Source organism: Streptomyces griseiscabiei, assembly GCF_020010925.1.
Lineage (GTDB): Bacteria > Actinomycetota > Actinomycetes > Streptomycetales > Streptomycetaceae > Streptomyces > Streptomyces griseiscabiei.
In genome coordinates, this window is sequence record NZ_JAGJBZ010000001.1 from 3,191,086 (window position 1) to 3,208,748 (window position 17,663).

General features: G+C 73.1%; 14 protein-coding genes and 1 pseudogene. 6 read left to right on the forward strand and 9 right to left on the reverse strand.

Translation table 11 applies throughout. From position 1 onward, the window contains the following. Nucleotides 1-249 precede the first annotated feature (249 nt). Nucleotides 250-1,980, forward strand: coding sequence for an aa3-type cytochrome oxidase subunit I (ctaD, locus tag J8M51_RS13865; protein WP_086755056.1), 1,731 nt, complete (start codon nucleotides 250-252; stop codon nucleotides 1,978-1,980). Here the strand turns inward: ctaD and J8M51_RS13870 are convergent. From J8M51_RS13870 to J8M51_RS13890, 5 genes are all read right to left on the reverse strand, one after another. After that, nucleotides 1,889-2,899, reverse strand: a complete 1,011-nt coding sequence (locus tag J8M51_RS13870) for a helix-turn-helix transcriptional regulator (protein ID WP_086755057.1) — start codon at nucleotides 2,897-2,899, stop codon at nucleotides 1,889-1,891. The two genes, ctaD and J8M51_RS13870, sit on opposite strands and share 92 nt — an antisense overlap. Nucleotides 2,900-2,970: 71 nt before the next feature. Then, nucleotides 2,971-3,810 carry a hypothetical protein gene (locus J8M51_RS13875; RefSeq protein ID WP_398856321.1) on the reverse strand — a complete coding sequence of 280 codons (840 nt, stop codon included), beginning with the start codon at nucleotides 3,808-3,810 and terminating at the stop codon, nucleotides 2,971-2,973. Next, the gene (locus J8M51_RS13880; RefSeq protein ID WP_086755059.1) at nucleotides 3,810-5,108 is read right to left on the reverse strand and encodes a glycosyltransferase family 4 protein; all 1,299 of its coding nucleotides are present in this window, start codon (nucleotides 5,106-5,108) and stop codon (nucleotides 3,810-3,812) included. Before J8M51_RS13880 ends, J8M51_RS13875 begins: the two co-directional genes overlap by 1 nt. Before the next feature lie 192 nt (nucleotides 5,109-5,300). Continuing rightward, on the reverse strand, nucleotides 5,301-6,593 hold the full coding sequence (locus J8M51_RS13885; RefSeq protein ID WP_267299197.1) for an ABC transporter substrate-binding protein: 1,293 nt from the start codon (nucleotides 6,591-6,593) through the stop codon (nucleotides 5,301-5,303). Next, nucleotides 6,568-7,152: a hypothetical protein gene (locus J8M51_RS13890; protein WP_216590633.1), complete on the reverse strand. Its 585-nt coding sequence runs from the start codon at nucleotides 7,150-7,152 to the stop codon at nucleotides 6,568-6,570. The genes J8M51_RS13885 and J8M51_RS13890 overlap by 26 nt, the downstream gene beginning before the upstream one ends. A 141-nt stretch (nucleotides 7,153-7,293) precedes the next feature. Between J8M51_RS13890 and J8M51_RS13895 the strand changes: the two are divergent. The 3 genes and pseudogenes from J8M51_RS13895 to J8M51_RS13905 form a co-directional block, all read left to right on the forward strand. Continuing rightward, a pseudogene (locus J8M51_RS13895) lies at nucleotides 7,294-7,767 on the forward strand (hypothetical protein); the annotation flags it as partial. Nucleotides 7,768-7,877: 110 nt separating this feature from the next. Continuing rightward, nucleotides 7,878-11,318, forward strand: coding sequence for a branched-chain amino acid ABC transporter permease/ATP-binding protein (locus tag J8M51_RS13900; RefSeq protein WP_267299198.1), 3,441 nt, complete (start codon nucleotides 7,878-7,880; stop codon nucleotides 11,316-11,318). Further along, complete coding sequence (locus J8M51_RS13905; RefSeq protein WP_086759671.1) at nucleotides 11,315-11,956, forward strand: ATP-binding cassette domain-containing protein; 642 nt, start codon at nucleotides 11,315-11,317, stop codon at nucleotides 11,954-11,956. Before J8M51_RS13900 ends, J8M51_RS13905 begins: the two co-directional genes overlap by 4 nt. 95 nt (nucleotides 11,957-12,051) lie before the next feature. Here the strand turns inward: J8M51_RS13905 and J8M51_RS13910 are convergent, their stop codons facing one another. After that, nucleotides 12,052-12,699, reverse strand: coding sequence for a LysM peptidoglycan-binding domain-containing protein (locus J8M51_RS13910; RefSeq protein WP_086759669.1), 648 nt, complete (start codon nucleotides 12,697-12,699; stop codon nucleotides 12,052-12,054). A gap of 536 nt (nucleotides 12,700-13,235) precedes the next feature. Here J8M51_RS13910 and J8M51_RS13915 point away from each other — a divergent pair. Then, the gene (locus J8M51_RS13915) at nucleotides 13,236-14,006 is read left to right on the forward strand and encodes a hypothetical protein (protein WP_086759667.1); all 771 of its coding nucleotides are present in this window, start codon (nucleotides 13,236-13,238) and stop codon (nucleotides 14,004-14,006) included. A gap of 152 nt (nucleotides 14,007-14,158) precedes the next feature. Continuing rightward, nucleotides 14,159-14,527: a hypothetical protein gene (locus tag J8M51_RS13920; RefSeq protein WP_086759672.1), complete on the forward strand. Its 369-nt coding sequence runs from the start codon at nucleotides 14,159-14,161 to the stop codon at nucleotides 14,525-14,527. Nucleotides 14,528-14,604: 77 nt separating this feature from the next. Here the strand turns inward: J8M51_RS13920 and der are convergent, their stop codons facing one another. The 3 genes from der to cmk all read right to left on the reverse strand — a co-directional run bounded on the left by der (nucleotide 14,605) and on the right by cmk (nucleotide 17,558). After that, on the reverse strand, nucleotides 14,605-16,065 hold the full coding sequence (gene der / locus J8M51_RS13925; RefSeq protein WP_086752709.1) for a ribosome biogenesis GTPase Der: 1,461 nt from the start codon (nucleotides 16,063-16,065) through the stop codon (nucleotides 14,605-14,607). Nucleotides 16,066-16,173: 108 nt separating this feature from the next. Beyond that, nucleotides 16,174-16,884, reverse strand: coding sequence for a 1-acyl-sn-glycerol-3-phosphate acyltransferase (locus J8M51_RS13930; RefSeq protein WP_398856039.1), 711 nt, complete (start codon nucleotides 16,882-16,884; stop codon nucleotides 16,174-16,176). Next, complete coding sequence (gene cmk, locus J8M51_RS13935; RefSeq protein WP_086752714.1) at nucleotides 16,881-17,558, reverse strand: (d)CMP kinase; 678 nt, start codon at nucleotides 17,556-17,558, stop codon at nucleotides 16,881-16,883. Before cmk ends, J8M51_RS13930 begins: the two co-directional genes overlap by 4 nt. Between the last annotated feature and the right edge of the window lie 105 nt (nucleotides 17,559-17,663).

Consider the following 17,663-nt stretch of genomic DNA (forward strand, 5'->3'; position numbering starts at 1 on the left):
CGAACGGAATTCCCGGCCCCTTCGGCACCATCGCGAATAGCCCGTCGGAATGTATGTCCGGGGTCGTGTGTGTCCGGTGCATGTCCAGCCTTTTCCCACCGATTCCCGGACGGCTCCCGGAAGCCCCCACCTCATGGGAAATACACGGTTCCCGCACACTTCCCCCCTACGCCCCCTGTCGGAGCGAGCGGACCGCGCGCATCATGGCGTGCATCACGGGCCCAGGACGCGGCAGCGAAGGGGCGAGCGATGGGGACCGAGACCGTACAGGCACCGGCACGACCCGTACGGACCAGGAAACCGGGACGCGTGGTGGTCGACTGGCTGACCACCACGGACCACAAGAAGATCGGTCACCTCTACCTGGTCACGTCGTTCCTGTTCTTCCTGGCCGCCGGTCTGATGGCGCTGGTGATGCGCGCCGAGCTGGCCCGGCCGGGCACGCAGATCGTGGACAACGAGCAGTTCAACCAGCTCTTCACCCTGCACGGCACGATCATGCTGCTGCTCTTCGCGACCCCGACCTTCGCCGGGTTCGCCAACGAGATCATGCCGTTGCAGATCGGCGCGCCCGATGTCGCCTTCCCCCGGCTGAACATGTTGTCGTACTGGCTGTTCCTGTTCGGCGGACTGATCGTGATCGGATCGCTGCTGGTGCCGTCCGGGCCCGCCGACTTCGGCTGGTTCGCCTACGCGCCGCTGAACAGCCTGGAACGGTCACCGGGGATCGGGGCCGACATGTGGATCATGGGGCTGGCGCTGTCCGGGTTCGGGACGATCCTCGGCGCGGTGAACTTCCTGACCACGATCATCGGGATGCGCGCCCCCGGGATGACGATGTTCCGGATGCCGATCTTCACCTGGAACACGCTGTTCACGTCGATCCTGATCCTGATGGCGTTCCCGGTGCTCGCCGCCGCGCTGCTGGTCCTGGAGGCGGACCGGCGGTTCGGCTCCCAGGTCTTCGACGCGGCCAACGGCGGAGCGCTGCTGTGGCAGCACCTGTTCTGGTTCTTCGGGCACCCGGAGGTCTACATCATCGCCCTGCCCTTCTTCGGGATCATCACGGAGATCATCCCGGTCTTCAGCCGCAAGCCGATCTTCGGCTATCTCACGCTGGTCGGGGCGACGATGGCGATCACCGGGCTGTCGATCGTGGTGTGGGCGCACCACATGTTCGCCACGGGCGCGGTGCTGCTGCCGTTCTTCTCGTTCATGAGCTTCCTGATCGCCGTGCCGACGGGGGTGAAGTTCTTCAACTGGACGGGGACGATGCTGAAGGGCTCGCTGTCGTTCGAGACACCGATGCTGTGGGCGACCGGCTTCCTGGTGTCGTTCCTGTTCGGCGGGCTGACGGGGGTGATCCTGGCCTCGCCGCCGATGGACTTCCATGTCACCGACTCGTACTTCGTGGTCGCGCACTTCCACTACGTCGTCTTCGGCACGGTCGTCTTCGCGACCTTCGCGGGCTTCCACTTCTGGTGGCCCAAGTTCACCGGGAAGATGCTCGACGAACGGCTCGGCAAGATCCACTTCTGGACGCTGTTCGTCGGCTTCCACACCACGTTCCTGGTGCAGCACTGGCTGGGCGCCGAGGGGATGCCCCGGCGGTACGCCGACTATCTGGCCGCCGACGGCTTCACCGCCCTCAACACCGTCTCGACGATCGGCGCGTTCCTGCTGGGCCTGTCGACGCTGCCGTTCCTCTACAACGTCTGGAAGACCTCCCGGTACGGCGTGAAGGTCGCCGTCGACGACCCGTGGGGGTACGGCCGGTCGCTGGAGTGGGCGACCTCCTGTCCCCCGCCGCGCCACAACTTCGTGACGCTGCCCCGGGTCCGCTCCGAGGCACCGGCGTTCGACCTGCACCATCCGAAGTTCGCGGCGATCACACCGCCGCAGACCCGGAAGGGCCAGGAGGGGACGCCGCATCCCCGGTTCGGGCAAGAGCGGCCGACAGGCGGTCCCGAAGGGTCCTGATCGTCTCGGTCAGCCCCTGCGGTTCGACGACCTCGAAGTCGACGCCGGTCATCATCACGTGAATGGCCATCACATCGAGGCTCGGGGCCCCGGTGCGCAGCAGACAGCTGTGCTCGTCGTAGGGCTCCAGGGTGCCCGCCGAGGGCGAGACCCGTGCGGCGGCCTCCTCCAGGGGCACCAGCAGCCGTACGACGGCCTGCGAGGCGTACACGCCCCTGGAGACGCCCTGGGAGACATACGCGGCGAGGTCCTCGGCCGGTGGCTCGCGGGGTGGGAAGCGCGGGCCGTGCGGCGGCCGGGGCGTGACGCGGTCCACCCGGAAGGTGCGCCAGTCCGCGCGCTCGACGTCCCAGGCGACCAGGTACCAGCGGCGCTCGGTGCACACCAGTCGGTGCGGTTCGACGGTACGGCGGGTGGTGGCGCCGCCGTGGTCGCGGTACTCGAAGCGCAGCCGCTCGGCGTCCTGGCAGGCGTTCGCCAGGTCGGTGAGCACCGCCGGGTCGACCGTGGAGAGCTGGGGGCCGCGCAGCAGCGGCACGGTGAACGCGTTCAGGGCGCCCACACGGCGGCGCAGCCGGCTCGGCAGCACCTGTTCGAGTTTGGCGAGGGCGCGTACGGAGGACTCGCCGATGCCGTCGATGCCCTGCCCGGCGGCCGAGCGCAGTCCGACGGCGACCGCGATCGCCTCCTCGTCGTCGAGGAGCAGCGGCGGCAGCTCGGCACCGGCGCCGAGCTGGTAGCCGCCGCCGGTGCCGGGGCTCGCGTTGACCGGGTAGCCGAGCTCGCGCAGCCGGTCCACGTCCCGGCGGACCGTGCGGGCGGTCACGCCGAGCCGGCCGGCGAGTTCGGAGCCGGACCATTCGCGGTGGGACTGCAGGAGCGAGAGCAGTCGCAGCAGCCGTGCCGATGTCTCCAACATGGGGGCGAGTCTGCCAGCGGTCGAGGACAGGTCGTGTCCTCGACCGCTCCGCAGACTGGGTGCGGGACGGCTCAGTTCACGGCGACGACCGTGACGGACAGGTCGTTGTGGGCCGTGTAGTACGGCTCGCCCTCGACCGGGCCGCCCTGCCCCGACTCGGCGCGGGACCCGGGGTAGACGAAGACCGGGTGCTTGTCGACGACGTCGTCGAGCAGCCGGGCGACCCGCACCCTCGGACCGGTCTCCCCCTGGGGGCGCAGCCACAGGTCCCAGTGGCCGGGCGGCAGTTCGCCGTAGGCGACGGTGAAGCGGACCCGGCCCTTCTCGTCGGACGCGGTGAGGCCGGCGCGTACCGCCGGTGCCAGCCCGTTCTGGTCGGTGATCTCGGCGTATGCGCCGGGGGCGGTCTCGGCGCCGTACAGCCGGGCGGTCACCTCCAGCCGGCCGTCGCCGATGTGGAGTTCGCCGGCCTCGGCGTGGGGGGAGCGCTCCCAGCTGCGGAGGGTGAGGTTGCCGTGCTTGGTGCCGTACGGGATGCGGACGGCGATCCGGCCGGCGGCGGGCGCCGGGGCGCGGTCGACGAGGGAACGCAGATCGTTGACGCCGGGGGACAGCCGCAGCGGCTCGCCGTCGGCCACCTGGAAGTGCACGTCCCAGTAGCCCTCGGGGAGGTCCACGCTGCCCGGCAGCGCGGCCCGCAGACGGCCGTCACCGGCCGGGGTGAGGGGCAGGCGGACCTCCGGGGCGCCGTCGCGGGAGACGAGGACCAACTGGGCGGGGCCGGACTCGCCGAGGTCGGCGACCTCGAAGGTCAGGCCGCCCGCGAAGTCGGCGACGCAGTCGGCGCGCGGGGGCACGGCGGGGTCCTCCCGGTCGTCGTGGCGGGCGGGCTGCCGCGAGGCCAGCGTCATCATGCGGCGCGCCCCTTCTTGGAAGCGGGCGTGACGGCCGGCTTGAGGACGGGCTTGAGGGCGGATCGTCCGGCATCCCGAACGGCGTACGCGCCGCCGAGCAGCGCGCCGCGCGTGCGGTGCAGGGAGCCCCGCATCCGGCCCACCGAGGAGGCGCCGCCGCGGGCCACGAGGTCACCGAAGAGCGTCTCGTAGCGCTCGGCGATCCGGGACGGGTCGAAGCGCTCGGAGTCCTCCAGCGCGGCGTGCGCCATCCGCTGCCGCTTGTCGTCGTCGTTGATGAGTTCCAGCAGCCCGCCGGCGATGGCCTTGATGTTGCCGACCTTGACCAGCCGGCCGTCGACGCCGTCGTCGATGATCTCGCCGGGGCCGTGCGGGCAGTTGGTGGAGACCACCGGCAGTCCGCAGCGCATGGCCTCGACGATGGTCATGCCGAACGACTCCAGGCTGGAGGTGACGGCCGCGATGGAGCCCTTGGCCCACTCGGGCTCGATGGGGTTGGCGGGGCCCATCAGATACACATGGTTGTAGAGGCCCAACTTGTCGACGAGGGCGCGGAGTCTGTCCTTCTGCTTGCCGCCGCCGTAGATCCGCAGACGCCAGTCGGGCCGCTCCTCGCGCACCTTGTCGAAGGCCTTGATGAGCAGGTCGTAGCGCTTGACGGGGGCGAGCCGTCCGGCGGCCACGACCCATTTGCCGGTGCCGTCGGCCGGGTCGATACCGGGCGCGGGCACCGGGTTGGGGACGGCCTGCACCCGGACGCCGGGCAGCCGCATCTTCGAGCCGTACGCGCGCGCGTCGGCCTCGGTGGTCGTGGTGAGCGCGTCGAGCCTCGGGTAGACGCCGCGCAGGGTGGCGCGCAGGGCCGGGGAGTGGCTGTCGAGCGTCAGATGCTCCTGGCCGACGCGGATCGGGCCGCGGCGGGTCTGCCGGGCCATCTGCACGTTCAGCCCGGGGCGGGTGCCGACCAGGACGTCGGCGTCGACCGAGCCGAGGTGTTCGGCGATCCGGCGGTCGGTCAGGGCGCTGTACTGGTGGTGCCGGCCCTCGGCGCGCGGGAAGGCCTTGGCGGGGCGCTCCAGGTCGGCGTGGCCCTTGTCGGCGCCGCCCTCCCGGATGTCGACCAGACCGTGCAGCCGGACCTTCGGGCTCACGTCGAAGACGGGCTCGTCACGGTGGCGGAAGACGGAGACGATCTCCACGTCGTGCTGTTCTGCCAGGGTGTTCGCAAGGTTGTACGTCGTACGGATCGTTCCGCCGATCCCGTACGCGTTGTGTATGAGGAAAGAAATGTGCATGCGTCCCCCGAACCCCCTGATTTCCCTGGTCATCAGCTGATTTCCCCGGTCATCCGTCCATGGCGGTGCTGGTCCACCGCCACACGCTTAGACCCGGGATCCCTGGGAATGGTTGGACATCATCATCAAGTCGTTCTGCAACGGTTGCCCGATCGATAGGCGCGGGAGGGAACCTGTTCGCCTCGAAACGCATCAGGGCCTGTAGGGCAGTTGGGGCACGTCGAAGCAGTTGTCGTTCATGTCCCCCTGGCTCAGCCACCCCTTCCCGTCCTGCCAGCGGGCCACGGACACACAGGTCCTGCGGGTCTCGGGGGGCTCGGCGAGCCGCTCGAAGCGGACCGGGACGAGCAGTCCGTCGGCGCTGTAGGGCTCGGCGCGGTTCATGAACCGGTCGACGCACGCGCGCGTGACGCCCTGTGCGCCGTCCGCGCATGATCGGGCCGCGTCCGTGAACCACATCGCGGCGGCCCAGCCCTCCACCTGCCACTGGGAGTGCGTCTCCAGGCCCTTCGTCGCCTCCCGGAACTCCCGCACGGCCGCGTCGCCGTCGTCCGCGAAGTTGCGGCTGGAGCCGGTGGCCCACAGGGCGTTGCGGCAGCGCGGGGCGTCCTTGTAGTCCTCGGCGACCGTGGAGGTCCAGTTCTGGACGTTGGTGACCTTGGCCGTGAGTTCGGCGCCCACCTCGTCCAGCGCCTCGCAGAGCCGGGCGTTGCCATGTCCGTCGATGGCGTCGAAGACCAGGTCGGCGCCCTGCTCCCGGATGTCGGCCGCCGCAGCGCGGAAGTTGGGCAGCGCGAAGTCGAGCTGCTCGGTGACCACCCGGTACCCCTCGGCCTTCAGCCCCTGGACGACCAGCCGGGCGTAGGCGGCCGACGCGGACTGGTTGTACGAGACCACGGCGGCGGTGCGGGCCCCGTGCTCGCGCTTGAAGTAGCGGTAGACCTCGGTGCCGCCGTACTGCTTCCCGTCCCAGCCGGTCGTGCCGTTCCGGGGCGCGAGGCTGCCGTAGACGCTGTACAGGTACGGATACGTGTCGTACGCCGGGCCGATGGGCTGGCCGCCGATGTCGGGCACGCGCGCGCGGGCGACGCGGGAGGCGCCCGCGTAGTCGAGGGCGGTGGTGGCGACCAGCGCCACCACCTCGTCCTCCTCGACGAGCCGGTGCACGCACTCGTTGTTGCCGACGCCGCTGCCCCCGTCGTCGCACTCCCGCACCTCGACCCGGCGGCCGTCGATACCGCCGCGCGCGTTGAGCGCGGCGAACCAGGCCTTCGCCCCGTCGCGCGGCCCGGTGAACGCGGTCCCGCCGACCGGGCTGGTGACGCTGGTGATGATCCCGACGCGCAGCGGTTCGGCGCTCGCCGGGGCCGGAGCCGTGCCCCGGTCCTCGAAGTCGCTCTCCGGGAGCCGGCTGCCGCAGGCCGTCGCCAGGAGCAGCAGCAGGCCGGCGGCGGCCGTCTCAGCAGCCCGGGCCCGGAGTCGCATTGCCGCTCAGCGCGACCAGTCCGCACAGCGTCTTGACGGACACCTTCCAGGTGCCGTCCTGCTCGACGGCGGTGCCCGCCGCGTCCGGCAGGGCCGTGGCGCCCTCCAGGAGCAGGGTGTACGTCACGTCGGCGCCGGTCGCGGAGGTGAAGGTGACCTTCCGGACCTCGGCCTCCACCTGTCCGCCGCGCTCGTCGCCGCTGAACGCCGCGAGGACCGGGCCCATCTCGTCGCCGTTCTCCAGCACGGCCTGCTTCTCCTCGGTGGAGGTGGCGGGGTCGAAGAACGTCTTCCAGTTCTTCTGGATCTCCTTCTCCGCCGCCGCGGTGTCCGCGGGCCCGCTCGCGCTGGTGTCCTCCTCGGTCGGCTCGCGGGGCGTGTCCGTCCGCTCGACGGAGGGGGTGGGCGGTGCGGTGTCGCCGCCGCCTCCGCTGTCGTCGCTGCACGCCGCGAGGGCCGGGGCGAGGAGGAGGGCCAGGGCGGCGGCCAGCGCCGTACCCCGTCCCGCCGCCCTGGGCCCGCGCCCGTTCGCCCGCCTGAGGTCGCTCCCGAGAACCATCTGGCTCACCACCGGGTGTCGGTCCGGGCGGCACGCGCCCGGTTCTTTCAGGGTCAGCTTGCAGGGGGCATAGTGCAAGCCATCGGCTGAGATGGACAGACACACGACGTGTGGGAGCCGCGGATGCCCCGGATGCCTCGTATGCGGACGGCCCGAGCGTGGACCGCGCACCCCGTCGTGTGGGCCGGGTGGGCCGCGCTCGCCGGCGGGGCGGTGCTGTGCGTCGTCGGCTGGTACGGCGTCTCCGGCGAGCGCTTCGCCGCACGGCAGCTCCCCTATCTCGCCTCGTGCACGGTCCCCGGCGCCGCGCTGATCGTCGCGGGCGCGGTGCTGCTCGCGCACGGCCGCGACGCCCTGGCCACGTCCCGGGTCGAGGAGCTGTACGGCCTTCTGGTCGCCGCCGGACCGGAAGGCACCGCCGAGGCGTCCGGGCGGGCGGTGGCGCCCCTCGCCGTCAGCGGCAGGCTGCTGATGGTGCCCGGCGGCACGCTCTGGCACCGCGCGGACTGCCCGCTGGTGGCCGGGAAGGCGGAGGCGGTGCCGGTGGACTCCCGGGTGCTGACGAGCGGCGAACTGCGGCCGTGCCCGATCTGCGAGGCACCCGACCGGGACGACGACACCGCCGCCCCGGAGGCGGACATGGGGACCGGCCCCGCCACGGACCCCACCGCCGATTCCGCGGCCGATTCCGCGGCCGATTCCGCTGCGGACCCCGAAGAGGGCTGATGGCGTCGCTGACGTACGACCTCACGCTCGCGGGGCTCTCGGTCGGCAGCGCGGCGGCACTCACCGGGATCGGGCTGATCGTGACGTACCGGGCGACCGGTGTGCTCAACTTCGCGCACGGGGCGATCGCGATGGTGTGCGCGTATCTGCTGCGCCAGTTCACCGTGGAGTGGGGGTGGCCCCTCTGGCCGGGCGCCCTCGTGACCCTGCTGCTGGTGGCGCCCGCCCTCGGCCTGGCCCTGGAGCGCTTCGTCTTCCGCCCGCTCGCCGTGCTCGGCGGCGACCCCGCGCGGACCCTGGTCGCCTCCATCGGCGTCTTCGTCCTCCTCGTCGGCGGGGCCGCACTGCTGTGGGGCCAGGGCGCGCGGGACGACGCCCCGACGCTGCTGTCGGCGGACCCTTGGGGCCCGTTGGCGGTGGCCGTCGCGGTCGCGGCGGCCGTGGGCGCGGTCACCCGCTGGACGCGCTTCGGCCGTGAACTGCGGGCCGTCGTGGACGACCGTTCCCTCGCCGTCCTCGGGGGCATCGACGCGGACCGGGTCGCCGCGGCGGGCTGGGCGTTCGGCTCCTTCACCGCGGGCCTGACGGGGGTGCTCCTCGCGCCCTACGTCCGTCTCGACCCGTACGGCATGCCGCTGCTGGTGATGGAGGTGGTCGCCGTGGCGGTCGCCGCCCGGATGCGGAGCCTGCCGGTGGCCGTGCTCGTCGCGCTGGGCATCGGGGTCGCCCAGAGCCAGCTGGCCCGGTTCCATCCCTCGGGCTGGGCGGAGCCCCTGCTCCAGGCCGTGGCCACCAACCTCTTCGTCGTGGCCCTCCTGATCGCGGCCCTGGTGCTCCCCGGCGTGGGCACCCGCGACGCGCTGCCCCGCCCGGCGACCGCGCGGGCCGGCGCCCCCGCCGGGGCGTGGATCGTGGCCCTCCTGCTCTTCCTGATCCCGCTGGGCTTCGCGGGCCGCGACCTGCACACGGCCGTCCAGGTCCCGGCGCTGGGCGTGGTCCTGCTCTCCCTGGTGGTGGTGACGGGCAGGGGCGGCCAGATCTCCCTGGGCCAGGCGGGATACGCGGGCCTGGGCGCCCTGTTCACGGCCCTCCTGACGGCCGGCCGTCTCCCCTTCCTCCCGGCGCTCCCCGAACTGGCCGCGCTCCTGATGGCCGTGGTCCTGGTGGCCCCGCTCGGTCTGCTGACCGGCTGGCCCGCGATCAGCCGCCACGGGCTGGCGCTGGCCCTCGCGACGTTCGCCGTCGGCGTCGGTGTGAGCCGCTTCGTCTTCGCCCAGCCGTACGCGACGTCCGGCCTCACCGTCACCCGGCCCCCGGGGTTCGAGGGCGACCGCGCGTACTACGTCCTGGAGCTGTTCCTGCTCTCCCTCGCCCTCCTCGCCACCCACGCCCTGCGCCGGGGCCGCACGGGCCGGGCGCTGGCCGCCGTGCGGGACCACGAGGCGGGCGCCTCGGCGGCGGGCGTCCGTGTCCCCGCGCTGAAACTCGCGGCGTTCGTGACGGGCGCCGCGCTCGCCGCCCTCGGCGGCGGCATGCTCGCGATGGGCGTCCGCGCGTTCGACCCCACCGCCTACGACCCCGTCCGCGGCCTCCTCTGGTTCGCCGCGATCGTCGTCCTCGGCGCCGACAGCACCCTCGGCGCCCTCGCGGCGGCCGCCCTGCTGGTGGGCCTGGACGCGGGCACCGAGGGCGGCGTGGCAGCCGCGGTCATCGGCATCCTGGCGCTACTGGTGGGCCGCCTCCCGGACGGCCCCCAGGAAGCGGTACGGGCGGGGTACGCACGGCTTCGGGCGGGGGCGAGGTCCCGAGGAGACCTGACGGCGGCGGGGCGACGGGCTCGGGAGAGGGTACGGGCGGGGGTGCCGATCGGGGCGGGGAGCGGGGGGCTGAGGAAGGCGGCGGGGTTCAGCGGCGCGACCGGGGCCGGTGGGAGCCGAGGCGGGGCGGGCAGACAGGGCTGGCCCGGGGGCACGTCCGAGGTGGCGAAGACGATGGATGCCCCGGCAAGGGCAAGGGCAAAGGGCACCGGCGCGGGCCACCGAGCCGGGGGTCGGGGCTCCGCCGAGAATCCGCCCCCGCCCGGTGACGTGCCTGTCCGCAGGGGCCGTGGCGACGGACGCGGGCCAGGCGGCACCGGCCCCGGACAGACCTCGGCCGGGGCCGGACGCTCGCCGCAGGACGGGACGGGAGCGGGCGGACCCGAGCGCCGCGAAGGACAGCCCGGTGGCAGCGGCCCCGGGCCCAGCGGGGAGCAGCCCAATAACCCGCACCGGCCACCCACACCCGGTGACGTGCCCGTCCGCAAGGCCCGTGGCGACGGACGCGCGCCTGGCACTACCGGCTCCGGACACCCGTCGCAGGACGGGACGGAAACGGGCGGACCCGAGCCCCACGCAGGACAGCCCGGTGGCAACGGCCCCGGGCCCGGCGGGCAGCAGCCCGACACCCCGCACCGGCCACCCCTGCCCCGAGACGTGCCCGTCCGCAGAGCCCGTGGCGACAGCCACAGGCCCGGCGGCACCGGCCCCGGACAAACCTCGGCCCGGGCCGAACACCCGCCCCAGGGCGGAACGGAAACGGACGCACCCGAACCCCGCGCAGGACAGCCCGGTGATCCCGGCTCCGGCGGGGAGTCGCCCGGCGCCCCCGCCGGCTCCCCGCTTCGTCCCGCCGCCACCCCGGCCCACCACACCCCCCGCTCCCCGCGCCCCCTTCCGGTCGGGCCCTCGCTCCGGGCGCGTCGGCTCCGGCTCCGCTACGGCGAGTTCACGGTGCTCGACGGTGTCGACCTGGATGTCCTGCCCGGCCGGGTCAGTGCCGTCGTGGGGCCGAACGGGGCCGGGAAGAGCACTCTCTTCCACTGTCTCGCCGGGACGCTGCGGCCCGGGGGCGGCCGGGTGTGCCTCGGGGGGCGGGACATCACGCGGGTGCCGGCCCACGCCCGTACCCGGCTCGGGATCGCCCGCACGTTTCAACAGCTCGCGGTCTTCCCGTCGTTGAGTGTGGCCGAGAACGTCCGTGTGGGCGCCGAGCAGGGGCGGGTCGCCGATCCCGGTGCGGCGGAGCGGGCGTTGCGGCTGTTCGGGCTGGACGGGCCGGTACGGGCGGCGCCGGCGGCCGGACTGCCGACCGGGACGCTGCGACGCGTCGAGCTGGCGAGGGCGCTCGCCGGGAGCCCCCACGTCCTGCTGCTCGACGAGCCCGCCGCCGGCCTCGACACCACCGAGATCGCCGCCCTCGTCCGCGTACTGCGCGCCCTCGCCGACGACGGCACGGCCCTGCTGGTCGTCGAGCACGACCTGGACCTCGTCGCGGATCTCGCGGACGTCGTGCACGTGATGGCGGCGGGCCGGATCGTCACGTCCGGCCCCGCCGCCCACGTCCTCCGCCCGCCCCAGGCGGGCCCGGCCGCCCCGGACACCCGGGTGGGCGAGCGATGACCCTCCTCTCCCTCCGCCGCGCGCGCGTCCGCCACGGCCCCGTGGAGGCCCTGCACGGTCTCACCCTCGCCGCCCCGGGTCCCGGGGTCACCGTGCTGCTCGGCCGCAACGGCTCCGGGCGTACGACCGCGCTGCGGGCCCTCGCCGGGACGGTGCCGCTGTCCGGCGGCGCCGTGGTGTGGGACGGGGTCGACGTGACCCGGACGCCCGCGTACGAGCGGGCCCGCCGGGGTCTGGTCCTCGTACCGGAGCGGCGGGCCGTCTTCGGTTCGCTGACCGTGCGCGAGAACCTCGGACTCGCCGCGCCGGACCTCGCGTACGCCCTGGACGCCTATCCGCCGCTCGAACCCCTGCTCCCCCGCCGTGCCGGCACCCTCTCCGGGGGCGAGCAGCGCATGCTCGCCCTCGCCCGCGCCCTGTCGGCCCGCGCGCGCGTGGTCCTCGTCGACGAACCCGCCCAGGGCATGTCGCCGGCGGTCGCGGCCCGTACGTACGAGCTGCTGGGCCGGCTCGACGCGTGCGTGGTCGTCGCCGAACAGCGGCTGCCGCCGGGCCTGCGCGAGGTACCGGGCGTGCTCGTGTACGAACTCCGGCGCGGGGCGCTGGCGTTCGCCGGCGAGGCGGCCGAACTCGCCTGATCCGGCACGGCGCGGGTCCCGCCCGGCACATCGGCCGGACGGGACCTCGGCGCCCCGGGCCCGGGCACACCGGCCAAGGAGCAACCGGCCAGGGGTCAGAGATCGAGGCGCTGTCCGGGCACGATCATGTTCGGGTCGCCGCCGATGACGGCCTCGTTCGCGGCGTAGACCTGCCGCCAGGTGGTCCCGTGCCGGGCGGCGATCCCGCTCAGGGTGTCGCCCTGGCGGACGGTGTAGTCACCGCGGGACGCGCTGCGGTCCGGGTGGGCGGGGGCGCGCGACGGCGCCTTCGATGCCTTCGGGGTCTTCGAGGGGGCCTGCTTCACGGCCTTCCCGGATCCGGTGGGCGCCGCCGGCGCACTGCCGGACGCTCCCGCGCGACCGGAGCAGGTGGGCCACGCTCCCCAGCCCTGCGCGCGCTGGACCTTGGTGGCGACGGCGATCTGCTGGGACTTGGAGGCCTTGTCGGCGGTGGCCGCGTAGGCCGTGCCGCCGTAGGCGCGCCAGGTGGAGGGCGCGAACTGCAGGCCGCCGTAGTAGCCGTTGCCGGTGTTGATGTGCCAGTCGCCGCCGCTCTCGCACCGGGCGATGCGGTCCCACACCCCGCTGTCGGCCGCCGAGGCGCTGCCGGTGACGGTCAGGAGTCCGAGCGGGGCGAGCAGGGCCGCCCCGGCGAGAACCGCCGTCGTACGCGTCCTTCGGGCGCTGCCGCGCGTGGTGTCGGCACATCCACATCCAGGCATGAAGATCCCTCTCCACGGACCCGGGGTCCCCCAGGACGGGGCGCTTCCCGCGGACGACCGCGGGTGTCGCGCTCCGCCCCGTCCGCCGGAGATGCTGCTCGCGCGCTGTCTGGCTCTGCGCGGCCGGCGGACGTACCCGAGCGGTGCTCGTTGCACACGGCGAGGAACGTAGGGAGGTTGACGGGCTGTCAGCAAGCGATCGCTTGTCATCCGAGGCCAGTTCGCCGTTACCCCGAGTAGCGATCAATTCCGGCCACCCACTTCATTCCCTGATTTCGTGACATGTCGGCCAGGTGCCCGGTCTCTCTGTGACCCACCTCACCGGGTCAACTTCGCCGGACCCTCGGGAAGTTGGCGCGGAGTAACCGATTCCGCCCGGAGATTCACCCTGCGCTGCGGTTGGTTCGATTCCGTTCGTCATCGGGCGTGACTCCGGCCACAGATCGCCCGTTGTCTTCTGCATGGGCCGGAACCTCCGCGCTCATGGGCCGGGCGCCACCCGGCACCGACACCGCACCGCATCCCGAGGAGCCACCGTGCCGCGCATGCTCGACGTCAGCGACGAGGTACGCGCCGAGATCGGCGACGAAGAAGCCGACCGGCTGCTCGCCGGAGAGAACGCCCCCGGCGGCTACGACTGCACGTCGTGCCGTACCCCCGGCGACTCCGAGCAGGAGCGCACCAGCACCGTCCTCTTCGTCGGCGACGAGACAGCCGTGCTCGCCTTCGCCCACGCCACCTGTCTGCCCTCCCAGGTCGTCCAGGTCACCGAGGAGCAGTTGCAGGGCGCCGCCCGTTCCATCGCCGGGGACGCCCCGGCCCAGGCCGCGCCCGAGCAGGCCGTGCTCGGCGTCACCAGCGGACTGATCCTGCTCAGCGGCGAGCTGCACCCGGCGCTGGTCGTGGAGCCGACCGCCCCCATCGCCCGCCCGGGTACGACGGGCGTGGGCGACGACTTCCTGCCGCTGCTCATCGAGCAGGGCTTCATGCCGCTCCCCCAGATCGACTCCGTACCGCCCGTGCTGCACGGCTGGTCCGTCCTGCTCGCCATGGGTCAGCTGCACGCCATCCTGCAGCCGGGGTCCACCGGTGGTTCCCCGGTCGCGTGGTGGCAGGCCCATCAGGCGCTGCAGGTCGCCGACGCGTGGCGGGCGGCGGCGAACAAGCACCAGCAGGTGCTGATGTTCGCGGCGCCGGTGGGGTCGATCGGACGGCAGCCGCGCGAGGACCTGCTGCGGGACGCGCTCGACAAGGCGGCGGGGAACGGCAAGCTGGTGGCGGCGACCCTGCCGCTGGCCGGCACCTGATCGCCTCGCCCCGGGTGCGCCCCAAAGCCGCGCCCGCCCGGCCCGGAGGCTGAATGGTTGAGCTAGCGCATCTCTTCCCCCGTGGGGTCGTTGGCACAGACGTGCACGCATACGACGTACCTCGCCGCCAGTCCTATCAGTCGATCCCGTCCATGCGGCCGACTCAGGATCCGTCGGGCGGGCCCTCGGCCACGCCCATCTACGACTCGCTCTACGCGGAGTGGGTCAGGACCTACCGGACCCTGCCGGGCGACCGGCACGGCGAGGAGGGGTTGGGGTTCACGGGCTTCGGCAGCCTGTCGCACGGCTCGGGCGGACATCGCACCGCCGGGTCGTACGCAGCCGATTCCTACGGCTCCCGGCACGCGGCGGGGCATCTCGCCACCCAGCGCGAGACCCAGCCCGGTCACACGGCCACGACGGCGGCCGTGTGGCAGCCGGTCGGGCGGATCCCCACCGGACACACCGGGATGCACCACATCCCGTCGCCGCTGCCGCCGGGACCGCGCCGGGGTCTTTGAAGCGGGCACCTCGGGCACATGAGGAGGCGGCCACCCGGTATCCGGGTGGCCGCCTCCTCATGTCGTACGGGCGCTGCCTACTTCTTCTTGCCGCGCTTCTCGCGCACCCGTACCGAGATGTGGATCGGGGTGCCGTCGAAGCCGAACTCCTCGCGCAGCCGGCGTTCGATGAAGCGGCGGTAACCCGCCTCGATGAAGCCCGAGGCGAAGAGGACGAAGCGCGGCGGCTTGGTGCCGGCCTGGGTGCCGAAGAGGATGCGGGGCTGCTTGCCGCCCCGGATCGGGTGCGGATGGGCGGCGACCAGTTCGCCGAGGAAGGCGTTCAGGCGGCCGGTCGGGACACGCGTCTCCCAGCCGGCGAGGGCCGTCTCGATCGCGGGGACCAGCTTCTCCATGTGCCGGCCGGTACGCGCCGAGACATTGACCCGGGGCGCCCAGGCGACCTGGCCGAACTCGGTCTCGATCTCCCGCTCCAGGTAGTAGCGGCGCTCCTCGTCGAGGGTGTCCCACTTGTTGTAGGCGATGACCATCGCGCGGCCCGCCTCGACGGCCATCGTCACGATCCGCTGGTCCTGCACCGAGATGGACTCGGAGGCGTCGATGAGGATGACGGCCACCTCCGCCTTCTCGACGGCGGCGGCGGTGCGCAGCGAGGCGTAGTAGTCGGCGCCCTGCTGGAGGTGGACGCGCTTGCGGATGCCCGCCGTGTCGACGAACTTCCAGACGACACCGCCGAGTTCGATCAGCTCGTCGACCGGGTCGCGGGTGGTGCCCGCGATCTCGTTGACGACGACGCGCTCCTCGTTCGCCACCTTGTTGAGGAGGGAGGACTTGCCGACGTTCGGGCGGCCGATCAGGGCGATCCGGCGCGGGCCGCCGACCGCTGTGCCGAAGGTCTGCTGGGGCGCCTCGGGGAGGGCCTCCAGGACGGCGTCCAGCATGTCGCCGGTGCCGCGGCCGTGCAGCGAGGAGACCGGGTGGGGCTCGCCGATGCCGAGGGACCACAGCGCGGCCGCGTCGGCCTCGCCGCTCGGGCCGTCGACCTTGTTGGCACAGAGCACCACGGGCTTGCCCGCCTTGCGGAGGAGCCTGACGACGGCCTCGTCGGTGTCGGTGACGCCGACCTTGGCGTCGACGACGAACACGACGGCGTCGGCGGCCTCGATGGCGTACTCGGCCTGGGCGGCGACGGAGGCGTCGATACCGAGGACGTCCTGCTCCCAGCCGCCGGTGTCGACGACCTTGAAGCGGCGGCCCGCCCACTCGGCCTCGTAGGTGACACGGTCGCGGGTGACGCCGGGCTTGTCCTCGACGACCGCCTCACGGCGGCCGATGATGCGGTTCACCAGGGTCGACTTGCCGACGTTCGGACGGCCGACGACGGCGAGGACGGGCAGCGGACCGTGGCCCGCCTCCTCGATCGCGCCCTCGACGTCCTCGATGTCGAAGCCCTCTACCGCGGCGAGCTCCATGAACTCCGCGTACTCGGCGTCGCCAAGCTCTCCGTGCTCGTGCTCGGAGGGAAACTGGTCGTTCATGAAGTCCGTACCTCGTAGTTCATCGTGGTGATCGGTGGAGCATCCGGCCAGTCGGCCGGCTGAACCACTACTCAGTGTCGCCCAGCGCCCGATCGGACGCCCGGCGTTTTACCGGCGGCCGGTGAGCCGCCGGGCGTGTTCCAGGTGGGCGCCGAGCTGCTGCTGGATGCGCACGGTCGCCTCGTCGAGTGCCTTGCGGGTGCGCCGTCCGCTGCCGTCGCCCGCCTCGAACGGGTCGCCGAAGACGATGTCGACGCGGGAGCGCAGCGGGGGCAGCCCCTTGATCAGCCGGCCGCGCCGCTCGGTGCTGCCGAGGACCGCGACCGGGACGATCGGCGCCCCGCTGCGCACGGCGAAGTAGGAGAGCCCGGCGCGCAGCGAGGCGAAGTCGCCCTCGCCGCGGGTGCCCTCGGGGAAGATGCCGAGCACACCGCCGCCCGCGAGGACGGCGAGCGCCCGGGTGATGGCGGTGCGGTCGGCGGTCGAACGGTCCACCTCCACCTGGCCCACGGCGCGCATGAACGGTCCGAGCGGACCGACGAACGCCTCCTTCTTGACCAGGAAGTGCGACGGCCGGGGCGCCACCCCGATGACCATGGGCCCGTCGACCATGTGGGAGTGGTTGGGGGCGAGAATCACCGGGCCGGTCACGGGGACCTTCCAGGCGCCCAGCACACGCGGCTTCCACAGCCCGTACATCAGGCCGACGCCGATCCGCCGGCCCACCTCGGCGCCGAGCACGGAAGGAGCCCCGGCCGACGGTGTCCCGGCCGAGGTCCTCCGGGCCGACGGGGCCCGGTCCGCGGAAGCCTCGCTCACTTCCCCGCCCGCTTCTCCTCGACGAGGGTGACGACGCACTCGATGACCTGCTGGAGGGTGAGGTCCGAGGTGTCCACCTCGACCGCGTCGTCCGCCTTGGCGAGCGGCGAGGTCTTGCGGCTGGAGTCGGCCGCGTCCCGCTTGAGCAGGGCCTCGCGGGTCGCCTGCACGTCGGCGCCCTTCAGCTCACCGCTGCGGCGGGCGGCACGGGCCTCCGGGGAGGCGGTGAGGAAGATCTTCAGGTCGGCGTCCGGCAGGACGGTCGTACCGATGTCGCGGCCCTCGACGACGATGCCGTCCTCGGCGCCCGACGCGATGGAACGCTGCAGCTCGGTGATCCGGGCCCGCACCTCGGGGACGGCGCTCACGGCGCTGACCTTGGAGGTGACCTCCTGGGTGCGGATCGGGCCGGCGACGTCCGTGCCGTCGACGGTGATGGTCGGCCCGGACGGGTCGGTCCCCGAGACGATCTCCGGCTTGCCCGCCACGGCGGCGATCGCGGAGGGGTCCTCTATGTCGATGCCGTTGGTGACCATCCACCAGGTGATCGCCCGGTACTGGGCGCCGGTGTCCAGATAGCTCAGCCCGAGCTGCGCGGCCACGGCCTTCGAGGTGCTCGACTTGCCCGTGCCGGAGGGGCCGTCGATGGCAACGATCACTGTGGCGCGTTCCACTGGGGAGCACCTTTCCTGGTCCGAGGTGGTGGGGCGGGACGGAAGGCGCCCCGGACAAGGGTACTGGGTGCGCGTAGCCCGTCCGGCCGCACCCGCCGCCGCCCC